The 13,085-nt window shown below is 55.0% G+C and carries 12 protein-coding genes; 5 read left to right on the top strand and 7 right to left on the bottom strand.

The genetic code is table 11. From position 1 onward, the window contains the following. The first annotated feature begins 191 nt into the window (after positions 1-191). Positions 192-1,580: a sugar porter family MFS transporter gene (locus EE896_RS01400; RefSeq protein ID WP_003852145.1), complete on the top strand. Its 1,389-nt coding sequence runs from the start codon at positions 192-194 to the stop codon at positions 1,578-1,580. Positions 1,581-1,595: 15 nt separating this feature from the next. Here the strand turns inward: EE896_RS01400 and EE896_RS01395 are convergent, their stop codons facing one another. Continuing rightward, the gene (locus tag EE896_RS01395) at positions 1,596-2,273 is read right to left on the bottom strand and encodes an SDR family oxidoreductase (RefSeq protein ID WP_039660857.1); all 678 of its coding nucleotides are present in this window, start codon (positions 2,271-2,273) and stop codon (positions 1,596-1,598) included. A gap of 229 nt (positions 2,274-2,502) precedes the next feature. Between EE896_RS01395 and EE896_RS01390 the strand changes: the two genes are divergently transcribed. After that, a complete protein-coding gene (locus EE896_RS01390) occupies positions 2,503-3,522 on the top strand; it encodes a LacI family DNA-binding transcriptional regulator (RefSeq protein ID WP_039660859.1) in 1,020 nt (339 codons plus the stop codon). 54 nt (positions 3,523-3,576) lie between these two features. Here the strand turns inward: EE896_RS01390 and EE896_RS01385 are convergent, their stop codons facing one another. Both EE896_RS01385 and EE896_RS01380 read right to left on the bottom strand, forming a co-directional pair. Next, the gene (locus EE896_RS01385; protein WP_003852139.1) at positions 3,577-4,404 is read right to left on the bottom strand and encodes a hypothetical protein; all 828 of its coding nucleotides are present in this window, start codon (positions 4,402-4,404) and stop codon (positions 3,577-3,579) included. 1 nt (position 4,405) lies between these two features. Further along, positions 4,406-4,603 (bottom strand): hypothetical protein, encoded by a 198-nt coding sequence (locus tag EE896_RS01380; RefSeq protein ID WP_003852137.1) that lies wholly within the window; start codon positions 4,601-4,603, stop codon positions 4,406-4,408. Between the two features lie 293 nt (positions 4,604-4,896). Here EE896_RS01380 and EE896_RS01375 point away from each other — a divergent pair, with 293 nt between their 5' ends. After that, positions 4,897-5,883, top strand: coding sequence for an aldo/keto reductase (locus EE896_RS01375; RefSeq protein WP_008926310.1), 987 nt, complete (start codon positions 4,897-4,899; stop codon positions 5,881-5,883). A gap of 7 nt (positions 5,884-5,890) precedes the next feature. Here the strand turns inward: EE896_RS01375 and EE896_RS01370 are convergent, their stop codons facing one another. Continuing rightward, on the bottom strand, positions 5,891-7,075 hold the full coding sequence (locus EE896_RS01370; protein ID WP_072040370.1) for a BaiN/RdsA family NAD(P)/FAD-dependent oxidoreductase: 1,185 nt from the start codon (positions 7,073-7,075) through the stop codon (positions 5,891-5,893). A gap of 242 nt (positions 7,076-7,317) precedes the next feature. Between EE896_RS01370 and pitA the strand changes: the two genes are divergently transcribed. Then, the gene (gene pitA / locus EE896_RS01365; RefSeq protein ID WP_139364727.1) at positions 7,318-8,820 is read left to right on the top strand and encodes an inorganic phosphate transporter PitA; all 1,503 of its coding nucleotides are present in this window, start codon (positions 7,318-7,320) and stop codon (positions 8,818-8,820) included. 37 nt (positions 8,821-8,857) lie between these two features. Here pitA and uspB read toward each other — a convergent pair whose 3' ends face one another. Then, positions 8,858-9,193, bottom strand: coding sequence for a universal stress protein UspB (gene uspB / locus EE896_RS01360; protein WP_003852126.1), 336 nt, complete (start codon positions 9,191-9,193; stop codon positions 8,858-8,860). Positions 9,194-9,607: 414 nt separating this feature from the next. On the opposite strand from uspB, the gene uspA reads away from it, so the two are divergent. After that, complete coding sequence (gene uspA / locus EE896_RS01355) at positions 9,608-10,045, top strand: universal stress protein UspA (protein WP_003852123.1); 438 nt, start codon at positions 9,608-9,610, stop codon at positions 10,043-10,045. 56 nt (positions 10,046-10,101) lie between these two features. Here the strand turns inward: uspA and rsmJ are convergent, their stop codons facing one another. Together rsmJ and prlC are read right to left on the bottom strand one after the other, a co-directional pair. Further along, a complete protein-coding gene (gene rsmJ / locus EE896_RS01350; RefSeq protein ID WP_003852121.1) occupies positions 10,102-10,848 on the bottom strand; it encodes a 16S rRNA (guanine(1516)-N(2))-methyltransferase RsmJ in 747 nt (248 codons plus the stop codon). Between the two features lie 8 nt (positions 10,849-10,856). Continuing rightward, positions 10,857-12,899 carry an oligopeptidase A gene (gene prlC / locus EE896_RS01345; protein WP_039661157.1) on the bottom strand — a complete coding sequence of 681 codons (2,043 nt, stop codon included), beginning with the start codon at positions 12,897-12,899 and terminating at the stop codon, positions 10,857-10,859. Positions 12,900-13,085 lie beyond the last annotated feature (186 nt).

Here is a 13,085-nt window from a genome sequence, read left to right as displayed (position 1 = left end):
GTTTGGTGTAATCGTGCTTCATCCGCCCTTATTCCCTGTAGTGCCAACCCGCTGATCTTCGATGTTTTCTTTTTAGCGTAATGCTGTGCAGCACGGGTTATGGCCAGAAGTGTGATCGTCACCACACTGGCATCAACTATGTTTACATAACATTAACAATATTGACATTGAATCGCCTCAAGGAGACTCGCATGGTCGCGACAAAAAAATCGGGAAGTCAGCAGAACCGTTTTACGTGGTTCGTCTGTTTTATGGCTGCGCTGTCAGGCCTGCTGTTTGGTCTGGATATCGGTGTCATTGCCGGTGCCTTACCGTTTCTGGCAAAGGATTTGCAGATAACTAACCATCAGCAGGAGTGGGTGGTGAGTTCAATGATGTTCGGCGCGGCGCTGGGTGCGCTGGCGGCGGGCTGGATGTCATCAAAGCTGGGACGCAAGAAAAGTATGCTGGCAGGCGCAACGTTGTTTGTAATTGGCTCGCTGTGGTCAGCGTTCTCCCCGGATGTCGAGTCACTGGTCTGCGCCCGCGTGATGCTGGGTCTGGCGGTGGGCATCGCCTCTTATACCGCACCATTGTACCTGGCAGAGATTGCGCCGGAACGTATTCGTGGTTCGATGATTTCCATGTACCAGCTGATGCTGACCACCGGCATCGTGGTGGCTTATCTCTCTGATACCGCGTTCAGCTACAGCGGCAACTGGCGTGGGATGCTCGGTGTTATCGCCATCCCAGCGGTGATCCTGTTTATCGGCGTGCTGTTCCTGCCTAACAGTCCGCGCTGGCTGGCAGCACATGGGCGTTTTAACGAAGCACAGCGGGTACTGGATCGGCTACGGAACAGCAGTGAACAGGCCCGGGAGGAGCTGGAAGAGATCCGTGAAAGCCTGCAGGTGAAGCAGCGTGGCTGGTCGCTTTTCCGCTCTAACGGTAATTTCCGCCGCGCGGTATGGCTGGGCATGCTGCTGCAGGTGATGCAGCAGTTTACCGGCATGAATGTTGTGATGTATTACGCCCCTAAAATCTTCAATATTGCCGGCTTCTCCAGCACCAGTGAGCAGATGTGGGGTACGGTGATTGTCGGGCTGGTCAACATGCTGGCTACGCTGATTGCGATTTTCTTTGTTGATCGCTGGGGTCGCAAGCCGATGCTCACCACCAGTTTTCTGGTGATGGCAGTCGGCATGGGCGTCCTGGGCACACTGCTGCATATTGGCGTTGAAACAGATTTCCGCAAATACTTTGCTATTGCGATGCTGCTGATGTTTATCGTCGGCTTCGCGATGGCGGCCGGACCGGTCATCTGGCTGCTCTGCTCAGAAATTCAGCCGCTGAAAGGACGTGATTTCGGCATTACCGCCTCCACCACCACGAACTGGGTCGGTAATATGATTGTGGGTGCGACCTTCCTGACCATGCTGGATCAGCTGGGGAATGCCAATACCTTCTGGCTCTACGGCGCGCTTAATCTGGTGTTTATCGTGCTGACGATGATGCTGGTTCCCGAGACCAAACATGTGACGCTGGAGCACATTGAACGCAACCTGATGAAAGGCAAAGCACTACGTGACATCGGGGCGTAACCGCCCCGTATCAACTTACCATTGCAGCTGCTGGCCGGCGTAATCGACATAGTGATGACCACCACGACCGCGCCAGTGGGTCAGTTGCCGGACGATACCGGCCGCACTCTCTTCTGCTGTCAGTGGCGCACTCTCGCCACCCATATCTGTTTTCACCCAGCCGGGGTGCAGCGTCAGCAGCGTCCCGCTCTGCGCGTCAACTGCCGGAGTCAGTGTGCGGCTCAGCATATTCAGGGCCGCTTTGCTGGCCGAATAAATCGGCATCTGCGCCTGCGGGTTTTCATTCAGGCTGCCGAGCTGAGATGAGGTCAGCGCCAGCACACCTTCCGGCTTCAACAGCGGCAGCAAAATCTCTGCACTGCGAACCGGCGCTATCGCGTTGGTCAGGAACAGCTGCGCCAGATCCTGATCGTCACTCTGCAAGACCTTCTGGTGTGAAGGCCCGGAAATCCCGGCGTTAATCAGAATCGCATCGAACGTTTTGCCACTGAGCTGGCTGGCAAGCTGCTGAACCGCCGATGAGTGTGTCATATCCAGCGCATGCCAGTGAATGTCTGGCTTATTACCCTGCTCTGGAATGCCACTGCGATGCGTAGCCGTGACCTGCCAGCCCTCACCCGCAAACGCCTGTGCCACCGCCAGCCCGATACCGCGCGAAGCACCAATAATCAGAACCTCTTTTTGCTGAGCCATATTCACTCCTCGTTGATTGTCTCACTACAAGCTTAACGGGTATTCCGCCAGGACAGCGGCCCGCTGTGCTTTTTAGCGTGGCGACAGCACGGTCGGTAAAAACCTTGCGGCACAACGCTGATGATGGTTTTCCATCATTAAATTGCTTTATCTTTTACTTTTAACCGGTTAGAAGAGATAAATAGTCAGGCAGGCAGCAGTTAATCGCCATTTTCCCCGTGGAGTCTGAATGAAAAAGCTCACCTTAGAGGTGGTGGCAAAAATGGCGGGCGTCGGGATTGCGACGGTCGATCGTGTGCTGAATGAACGCGGCGGCGTGTCACTGGAGACCAGCCGTAAAGTCCTGAAAGCTGCGCGCGAAGTGGGATTGAAGCGTCTGCTGCCAGAGGAGTACCAGCATCCCTGGCAAATTGAGGTGTTCCTCAGTAATAACGGCTCCTCCTTTTTTCAGCAGCTTACTACCCATTTCAGCGAAGTCGCCAGCCAGCTTGGCTATCGTCGCCTGAAACTGCATAAAACTCTGGTGGCCGAGGCACAGCCTGAGCAGCTGGCGCAAAGTATTATCGCCCGCAGCAGCACGCGCGACGGCATCATTGTCTTTGCACATGATTCACCGCCCATCTACCGGGCGCTAGCGCTGTGCCGCAGCCGCAATGTGCCGGTGATTACCATCGTTACCGATCTGCCTGATGCCGACCGCTTATGTCATGTCGGCATTGACCAGTATCAGGCCGGACGCACGGCGGGATTACTGATGAGTAAAACGGTGAGTCAGCCCGGCGACATTCTAATGGTCAGTGGCCGCTTCGATTATCGCGCCCACCGTCAGCGCATTGACGGATTCCGGGAGGCCATGGCGCAGCGCGCGCCCCAGCGTCATCTGCGTGAGGTGCTGTCGGGTCAGGATCAGCGGGAGACAATCCGCAGCGTGCTGGCCCGCAACCTGCAACCGTCGCAGATGATTGCAGGGGTCTACAACACTGGCATGGGCAATACTGTTGTCAGCGACACACTACGTGCCCACCAGTTGCTGGGTAAATGCACCTATATCACTCATGAACTTTATGATGTGACACGTAAGCTACTGATGAATGATGAAGTGGCATTTACCCTGGATCAGCATGCTCAACAACATGCCCGGCTGGCGATTGATTTGATGCTAAGTCATCTGGAAACCGGCTCTCAACCGGATGTGTATCAGGCGGGTAAAGTCGCGTTCAGGTTGTTTACGGCGGAAAATATGACGTGAGGGGATCGGTTTCCCCTGATGATGTCACATCATCAGGGGAAACCGATCGAGCTTTTAACCCGCTGCATCGCGGCTTTTATCGTCCGGGCTGTCCGTGTCGTCACCACCCTGACTCTTCTCCACTTCCTGCGGATGTCCCATTGAAAGTGCGGCGGCACTGGCGGGATCGAACAGTGACAGACTCTCTATCTGATCAACCATGATCACTTTACGGAATGACATCGCATCTTTGGGTTTCGAGTCGAGCGTGATGTCATGCTCGGCGTACCACTTGCTGTAGTTATGTTCCACCGCCAGCTTCAGCGTCTTGCTGTCGCGGTATCCGCTGAGCATCGGGATCAGCACGATGTTTTTAGTGCTCTCATATTCAAACGTCGAGGCATGAATCATGCCGATGTAAATGCGGCGCGACTTCATCGTAATCCACGCGAGTTCGCCCTCTTCCATGCACTGAAACAGCAGTTGTTCAACGCCGTTGGAGCGTGACAGTTGCTGATAAAGGTCTTTACGGCCCGATACGTTCAGCCGTGCACTGCCCGCCCAGTTTGAGCGATACAGGCAGAGCAGAATGGCAAAAGCGAGCATGATCACAACTGGTGCCTGAATCCCCAGGAAACTCCAGTTCATAAACTCGACCTGCCACTTCAGATGCACGCCGGGGATCATCTGGACGGCATTCGCGATGCCGGAGATACAGAGCAGTACCAACCAGATGATGCCGGTGGCAAATACGCCCTGCAGAACAAAAATACAGCCGTAGAGCGCCACCAGGAAATAGACATCCCAGCCCGACGAGCGACGGATTTTAAAGCGGCTGTTTAAATCGCGGCTGGTGTACCAGTAACCACTCACCATCAACACCATAAATATTGCGGTACCCACCTTATACTCCCTTTAAGGTATTCACGTGCCGGGCAAAATCTTCGTGGACTTCCTCGCTCAGCGTGTTGACTGAAATATTGCCGTTCTCATCAATAATGATGCGCTCACCTTCAGCAATTGAGTCGTTGATATCCTGACGGGTCATAATCTGCAGAAACTTATCGGGACTGGCAAAGACCGACTTAATAAATTTGAACATAGCGATCCCATTGTTGGCCTGAAAAGTGAAGTATGTGACCGAATCGACACTCTCGCCTGTTTAATTTCGGGTGAAATTTCTTAAAATCAATAAATTAGCGAAGCGGTAATCGCCTGTTTAAAACCGATTTCCGCAGAAATCTTCAACGTAACCAGCAGCCTGCCGTCAAAAACATCCTGTTCAGACTCGTCTGGTCTGCAATAACGCTGGCTCACCTCACCGGCGGAAAGGGCTAAGCTCAATGGTTAGCCCTTTTCTGTCACCCTGTCTGAAACGCATCGAGGAAGGTTTGCATGAAACAACGAACACTGGGCCGTACCGGTCAGCGCGTCTCTGAAATTGGCTTTGGCGCATGGGCCATTGGCGGAACCTGGGGAGAAGTGAGCATGGAGGATGCCAAAGCCGCGCTGAATGCTGCGCTGGATGCAGGCATCACCTTTATTGATACTGCCGATGTCTATGGCGATGGCCGCTCCGAAAAAATTATTGCAGAGGTGCTGAATCAGCGCGGCGGTGAACGCCCGTTTGTGGCCACCAAGCTGGGGCGTCGTCTGTCACCGCACGTGGCTGAGGGCTACAACGCCGAAAACCTCAACGCCTTTATCGATCGCTCACGGGAAAATCTGCAGACCGACACGCTGGATCTGGTGCAGCTGCATTGCCCACCGACGGAGGTCTACTACAACCCGGACGTGTTTGCGGTGATGGATGAGATGGTCGCCGCCGGAAAAATCCGTCACTACGGCGTCTCCGTTGAGAAAGTCGAGGAAGGCCTGAAAGCGCTGGCATTTCCAAACGTCTCGTCGATTCAGCTGATTTACAACATTTTCCGTCAGCGTCCCGCGGAACTGCTGTTGCGTGAAGCGAAACGCCGTGATGTGGCGATCATTGCCCGTGTGCCGCTGGCTTCAGGCCTGCTGACCGGCAAAATGCGCGCCGACAGCGTGTTTGCCGCTGACGACCATCGCACCTTTAACCGTAATGGCGAAGCGTTCGATAAAGGCGAGACCTTCTCCGGTGTGCCTTATGAGGTGGCACTGGAGGCGGTGGAGGAGATTCGCCGCTTTGTTACGGGCGACACCACCATGGCGATGTTTGCACTGCGCTGGATCCTGATGAACGAAGATGTCAGCGTGGTCATTCCTGGCGCGAAAAATCGTGAGCAGGCTGAAGCCAATGCCCGCGCCAGCGACGTCGGTGCACTCTCTGAGGATACGATGGCGGCGCTGAAGCAGATCTATCAGGAGAAGATTGCGCCGCACGTGCATCAGCGCTGGTAAATGCGCGTTACAACGCCTGGGCGCACGCCCAGGCGGAACTCCAGGCCCACTGGAAGTTATATCCCCCCAGCCAGCCGGTGACATCGGCCACTTCACCAATAAAGTACAGCCCCGGCACCGCGCGCGCCTCCATGGTTTTCGAGGAGAGCTGCGTGGTGTCTACGCCGCCCAGTGTCACTTCAGCTGTGCGATACCCCTCGGTGCCGTTTGGCTGAATGCGCCAGGCATGCAGCGTCTGCGCCAGTTCAGTTTGCTGTTTGCTGTTGAGCTGTTTCAGGGTGATATCCGGCACCACTTTGAGTGCCTGCAATACTTCCACCAGACGCTTCGGCAGGATTTTCGCCAGACTGTTTTTCAGGCTGAGATTCGGATGCGCTTCACGCTGCGCCGTCAGAAACGCCTCAAGCGGCGTAGCGGGTAACAGGTCGATGGTGACGAATTCGCCGGGCAGCCAGTAGCTGGAGATTTGCAGTACCGCGGGGCCGGAGAGCCCACGGTGAGTGAACAGCATCGCCTCTTTAAAGCGGGTACCATCCTGCGCATCGATGGTGGTGTCCAGCGCAACGCCTGAGAGCGTCTGTAATTGTTCCAGCAGTGGCTTATGCAGCGTAAAGGGCACCAGAGCCGCCCGGGTCGGATACACATTCAGACCAAATTGCTCTGCAATTTTGTAGCCAAACGGCGTGGCACCCAGGCCTGGCATCGACAGACCACCACTGGCAATCACCAGCTTCTTCGCCTGAACCGTACTGCCGTTGAGTTGCAGGGTGTAGCCGCTTTCATCGCGCTCAACACTGAGCACTTCACTGCGCAGTCGCAGGGTGACATTGCCCTTGTCACATTCGGCCAGCAGCAGATCGACAATTTGCTGAGCAGAGTCATCACAGAAGAGCTGGCCCAGGGTTTTTTCATGCCAGGCGATACCGTGGCGATTAACCAGATCGATAAAATCCCACTGGGTATAACGCGCCAGCGCGGATTTACAGAAATGAGGATTGTGCGACAGATACGCCGCCGGTTCAGTGTAGAGATTGGTGAAGTTGCAGCGGCCACCGCCCGACATCAGAATCTTGCGGCCTGGCTTTTTGCCGTTATCCAGCAGTAACACGCTCAGTCCGCGCTGCCCGGCCTGGGCGGCACAGAACAGCCCTGCGGCTCCGGCACCAATGATGATAACGTCAAACTGTTCCACTGCGTTCACTCACTTAACTGGAAAGGCGCAGATTGTAGTGATCTGCTCACCCGGACGCCAGCGTCAAAAAATTGCCGTAAATGTGTCATATTGTATCTGACTAATATCTAACCCTTTTTCACTGAGTAACCCGTTCGCTCTGCGAAGAAAGGTTAAATTAGCGCTATATTTTCCTTTCCCATACAGCACGTTGTCGCGGATAATGCGCCGCGTTCATGTCCTCCAAAAATGGCGTAACGTTTATGCTACATCTGTTTGCTGGTCTAGACCTCAGTACTAGCCTGTTATTGGTTCTTGCCCTGCTGTTTGTATTGTTTTACGAAGCAATCAACGGTTTCCACGACACGGCCAACGCAGTTGCGACGGTCATCTATACGCGTGCCATGCGTGCCCAGCTTGCTGTGGTTATGGCGGGTGTATTCAACTTCCTTGGCGTACTACTCGGTGGATTGAGTGTTGCCTACGCTATTGTTCATATGCTTCCCACCGATCTGTTGCTGAATGTTGGATCGGCTCACGGTCTCGCCATGGTGTTTTCTATGCTGCTGGCGGCGATTATCTGGAACCTCGGCACCTGGTATCTCGGTCTGCCGGCCTCCAGCTCCCATACACTGATCGGCGCGATTATCGGTATCGGTCTGACCAACGCCCTGATGAGCGGAACCTCGGTAGTTGATGCACTCAACATTCCGAAAGTCCTGAACATCTTCCTTTCTCTGATCCTGTCGCCGATTGTCGGCCTGGTGATGGCGGGCGGGTTAATCTTTATTCTGCGTCGCTACTGGAGTAATACTAAAAAGCGTGCGCGTATTCATATGACGCCTGCTGACCGCGAAAAGATCGACGGCAAGAAAAAGCCGCCGTTCTGGACCCGTATCGCCCTGATTGTTTCGGCAATTGGCGTGAGCTATTCGCACGGTGCGAATGACGGTCAGAAGGGCATTGGCCTGATCATGCTGGTCCTGATTGGCGTGGCGCCGGCTGGTTTCGTCGTGAATATGAATGCCTCCGGTTATGACATCACGCGCACCCGCGATGCCGTCAACCATCTGGAACAGTATTACCAGCAGCACAACGCGTCACTGACACATATCATCCAGATGGCACCGCCTAAGTTGCCAACACCGGAAGAAGTGCCGGCAACCAGCCCGCAGGAGTTTCACTGTGACAGCGCGCGAGCACTGCAGGCAGTGCAGCGTGCGCAGGTGTTGCTGAACAATCTGCAGAGCTACGATCAGCTGACCGTTGATCAGCGTGGTCAGATGCGTCGTCTGCTGCTGTGTATCTCAGACACCGCCGATAAAGCGGCCCGTCTGCAGGAAACCACGCCAGATGACAAACGCTTCCTCAATAAGCTGAAAAGTGACCTGCTTGGCACCATCGAGTACGCGCCTATCTGGATTATTGTGGCCGTGGCGCTGGCGCTGGGCACCGGTACTATGATTGGCTGGCGTCGTGTTGCCACCACCATCGGTGAGAAGATTGGTAAAAAAGGCATGACCTATGCGCAGGGAATGTCAGCCCAGGTGACAGCAGCGCTGTCGATTGGTATTGCCAGCTATACCGGCATGCCCGTCTCTACCACGCATATCCTCTCTTCATCGGTAGCCGGTACCATGCTGGTCGACGGTGGCGGATTGCAGAGCCGGACTATCAAGAATATCGCCATGGCGTGGATCTTCACCCTGCCGGTTTGTATTCTGCTGTCAGGTTCGCTCTACTGGATTGCCTTGAAACTGGTGTGATGCCAGCTGACAAAAGGGCGACGCAAGTCGCCCTTTTTTAATGCCAGATCGCCAGCGCCACCAGACTGATAACCACCAGCCCACACAGCGCACTGGTCAGAACAAACTGTCCCCGCACCCGTTCACAGCGCCGGATAAACTCATCGTCGTGGTGATCAAGATAGCGTTTTGCCCAGATATAAGTGACCAGCCGCACCTGTTTACTCGGCTGACCGTGAGAGGTGAAAAACCCCGCCCCATCGACATACTGATACAGCAGTGGATCACAACCCCGTAATACCGCCAGTAGCGCGCGCAGCGATGAAAAATAGCGTGCCATATTCACGATACACACCACACAAAGAGCCCAGAAAAGCGCAATAGTGCTGATCATATTCCCCCCTCCCAGCTGGAATCGCAGCAACAGACTCAGTGTCTGGCACTGAATCCGCCTGCAGAAAAAACCAGCCACTGAATCTCCGGACTGCGAAAATTTTCGACCCCCTGAGCGGCTGCGAACCGGACCGCCTTTTCTCAGTGTAGGAGAATTCTTTACATTTTTTCCAACGATGATTTTCGTTCAGCGCGAGTAAATCTGGCATAGCCTTGATCTTATTCATAAGCCAGACGGCAACAGCAGCATTTACAATGAGAGAAGGCTATACTCAGACTATAACAACATCATCACCTGCAACGCAGGTTGACACTTTGGTGGCGCTCATCGCCCGCTCGCGCAAGGGACTTCGCTAAGCTGTGACGCGGCAGGAACACCGGATGCCATCCTTAATCTCGTGAAAGGAGTTTTATCATGGCTTATAAACACATCCTGATTGCAGTAGACCTTTCTCCCGAAAGCCAGTTGCTGGTGGATAAGGCTGTCTCGCTGGCGCGTCCCTACGATGCCAGAATTTCCCTGATTCACGTTGATGTGAATTATTCTGACCTCTATACCGGCCTGATTGATGTCAACTTAGGGGATATGCAGAAGCGTATTTCTGAAGAGACGCATGCCGCACTGAAAGGGTTGTCAGATGCGGCGGGCTATCCGATCAGTGAGACACTGAGCGGCAGTGGTGACCTCGGCCAGGTTCTGGTTGATGCCATCAAGAAATATGACGTTGACCTGGTGGTGTGTGGTCATCATCAGGATTTCTGGAGCAAGCTGATGTCCTCAGCCCGTCAGTTGATCAATACCGTGCATATCGACATGCTGATTGTGCCGTTGCGCGATGAAGACGAGGCGTAATTCAGACGCTTAACGAAATGAATAAAGCCGGCGCGACGCCGGCTTTTTTTATACGTTCAGAGCGGGGGATAGATATCAAAGCGATGGCTTTTGGTGACCACAGCCGCCTGTGTCACGACACCCGCCAGCGGCGGTGCATAGTCTGGTCGTTTGACCACAATACGCTTTTTCGCCAGTCGACGAGCCGGTTCCAGTAACGCATCCGCATCTTCATCCGGCCCGACCAGCGACTGAAACACCCGCATCTCCTTTTTCACCAGTGCACTTTTCTGGCGATGGGGATACATCGGATCGAGATAGACCACATCTGGCTGCGGCGTAATATCGCCCAGGGCCTGCGCGCTGGCCGCATGAATCAGCGTCAGACGATCGCGCAGCCAGGGGCCAATTTCCGCATCCTGATAACCGCGCTGAAGACCATCTTCAAGCAGGGCAGCCACTACCGGATGACGTTCCAGCATCCGCACCCGGCAGCCGAGCGCCGCCAGCACAAACGCATCACGCCCCAGTCCTGCCGTCGCATCCACCACATCCGGCAGATAACCGCCTTTAATACCGACCGCTTTGGCGACAGCTTCGCCGCGTCCACCGCCGAAACGACGGCGATGCGCCATTGCGCCGGTGACGAAATCAACAAAAATACCGCCCAGCTTAGGCTCATCACGTTTACGCAATTCCAGGTGCGTTGAGGTCTGCACCAGCGCCAGCAGCGCATCTTCATCGTGCTCCAGCTGCCAGCGCTGCGCTAAACGTGATAAGGCGCCGTCTCCGGCGCCTGATTCATCGAGCAAACAGATTTTCACAAACTGACTTATCCCTGAATGCCGTAGTGTTCCAGCATCGCATCGAGTTGCGGTTCACGACCGCGGAAGCGTTTAAACAGCTCCATCGGCTCTTCAGAACCGCCACGCGTCAGGATGTTATCCAGGAAGGATTGACCGGTTTCACGGTTGAAGATGCCCTCTTCTTCGAAGCGGGAGTAAGCATCCGCCGCCAGCACGTCTGCCCACAGATAGCTGTAGTAGCCCGCCGCATAACCACCGGCAAAGATGTGGCTGAAGGCGTGCGGGAAACGGCCCCATTCCGGACTCGGAACGACCGCTACGCGGCTTTTCACTTCGCGCAGGGTTTCCAGAATCTGCGCGCCCTTCTCCGGATTAAACTCGGTGTGCAGACGGAAATCGAACAGGCCGAATTCCAGCTGACGCAGAATAAACAGCGCGGCCTGGTAATTCTTCGCCGCCAGCATTTTATCCAGCAGTTCTTTCGGCAGCGGTTCGCCAGTCTCAAAGTGACCCGAGATAAACGCCAGCGCATCCGGTTCCCAGCACCAGTTTTCCATAAACTGGCTTGGCAGTTCGACCGCATCCCATGGCACACCGCTGATACCGGAAACGCCAGGCGCTTCGATGCGGGTCAGCATGTGGTGCAGGCCATGACCAAACTCATGGAACAGAGTAATCACTTCGTCATGGGTGAACAGCGCAGGTTTGCCTTTCACCGGGCGGTTAAAGTTACAGGTCAGGTAAGCGACCGGCTTCTGCAGGCTGCCATCGGCTTTACGCATCTGGCCCACGCAGTCATCCATCCACGCCCCGCCACGTTTGTGCTCGCGGGCGTAGAGATCGAGATAGAAGCTGCCGCGCAGTTCGCCGGTTTCATCGAACAGATCGAAGAACTTCACGTCCGGATGGTAAACCTCAACGTCGGTACGCTGCTTCGCACTGATGCCATAAATGCGTTTAACCACTTCAAACAGACCGGCAACCGCACGCTCTTCCGGGAAGTAAGGACGCAGTTGCTCATCGCTGATGGTATAGAGATGCTGCTTCTGCTTTTCGCCGTAATAGGTAAGATCCCACGGATTCAGTTCAGTGACGCCATGCTCTTTTTGGGCGAAGGCGCGCAGTTGCTCCAGCTCTTTTTCACCCTGCGGACGGGCGCGTTCAGCCAGGTCATTCAGGAAGTCGATCACCTGAGACGGGCTTTGCGCCATTTTGGTCGCCAGTGATTTATCGGCGTAGGAGTCGAAGCCCAGCAGCTGTGCCAGCTCGTGACGCAGCGCCAGCTCTTCCGCCATGATAGGTCCGTTATCCCACTTACCGGCATTCGGACCCTGATCGGAGGCACGCGTTGCATAGGCGCGATACATCTCTTCACGCAGCGCCGCGTTGTCGCAGTAGGTCATGACCGGCAGATAGCTTGGGATATCCAGCGTCAGCAGCCAGCCGTCCTGCTCTTTGGCTTCAGCCTGGGCTTTCGCTGCCGCCATGGCGCTTTCCGGCATACCGGCCAGCTCACTTTCATCGGTGATCAGCTTGTTCCAGCCCATGGTGGCATCAAGCACATTGTTGCTGTAAGCCGAACCCAGCTCCGAGAGACGCGCGGCGATTTCGCCATAGCGTTGCTGTTTATCTTTTGGCAGGCCAATACCGGAGAGTTCAAAATCACGCAGGGCGTTATCGACCGCTTTCTTCTGCGCCAGATCCAGAGCCGCGTACTGATCACCCTCTTTGAGATTGCGGTACGCCTGATAGAGGCCTTCATGCTGACCGACCCAGGTGCTGTATTCAGAGAGCAGCGGCAATGTCTGCTCATAGGCTTCACGCAGTTCCGGGCTGTTTTTTACCGCATTCAGATGGCTGACCGGTGAAAAAATGCGGCTCAGACGATCGTCGGTTTCCGCCAGCGGCTGAACCAGATTATCCCAGGTATAGGGCGCACCCTGCGCCACAACTTTTTCGACTTCTGCGCGGCATTGGCTCAGCACTTCCGTCACGGCAGGAACAACATGTTCAGGCTGGATGGCAGAAAAAGGGGGAAGCGTAAAAGATGTCAGTAGCGGATTGGTCATAGCGCAGTCCTTTAGAGATGTATGGGGCGCAGCGGGTCGCGCAACGCAATCTAAGTAACATGCGGCTTAGTGTAGCGAAAATCAATGGCAGCCAGGATGAGGTGGGGAAGAAACGCGCGGATGATCGCACGGAAGATGCCTGCTTTTGTCTGATGCCTGAAATCCTGGCGGGCGCGCCGGGCAGAT

Origin of the sequence: Pantoea eucalypti (assembly GCF_009646115.1) — a bacterium.
GTDB lineage: Bacteria > Pseudomonadota > Gammaproteobacteria > Enterobacterales > Enterobacteriaceae > Pantoea > Pantoea eucalypti.
The sequence above is the reverse complement of the archived record's forward strand: the minus strand, read 5'-3'. Positions and strand labels throughout refer to the sequence as shown.

What these genes read in the sequence shown, in the direction of transcription:
- EE896_RS01375 (WP_008926310.1), top strand. Translation starts at nt 4,897, where the DNA reads ATGAAACAACGAACACTGGGCCGTACCGGTCAGCGCGTCTCTGAAATT.
- prlC (WP_039661157.1), bottom strand. Translation starts at nt 12,899, where the DNA reads ATGACCAATCCGCTACTGACATCTTTTACGCTTCCCCCTTTTTCTGCC.
- EE896_RS01380 (WP_003852137.1), bottom strand. Translation starts at nt 4,603, where the DNA reads ATGTTCAAATTTATTAAGTCGGTCTTTGCCAGTCCCGATAAGTTTCTG.
- uspA (WP_003852123.1), top strand. Translation starts at nt 9,608, where the DNA reads ATGGCTTATAAACACATCCTGATTGCAGTAGACCTTTCTCCCGAAAGC.
- uspB (WP_003852126.1), bottom strand. Translation starts at nt 9,193, where the DNA reads ATGATCAGCACTATTGCGCTTTTCTGGGCTCTTTGTGTGGTGTGTATC.
- EE896_RS01400 (WP_003852145.1), top strand. Translation starts at nt 192, where the DNA reads ATGGTCGCGACAAAAAAATCGGGAAGTCAGCAGAACCGTTTTACGTGG.
- EE896_RS01390 (WP_039660859.1), top strand. Translation starts at nt 2,503, where the DNA reads ATGAAAAAGCTCACCTTAGAGGTGGTGGCAAAAATGGCGGGCGTCGGG.
- EE896_RS01395 (WP_039660857.1), bottom strand. Translation starts at nt 2,273, where the DNA reads ATGGCTCAGCAAAAAGAGGTTCTGATTATTGGTGCTTCGCGCGGTATC.
- pitA (WP_139364727.1), top strand. Translation starts at nt 7,318, where the DNA reads ATGCTACATCTGTTTGCTGGTCTAGACCTCAGTACTAGCCTGTTATTG.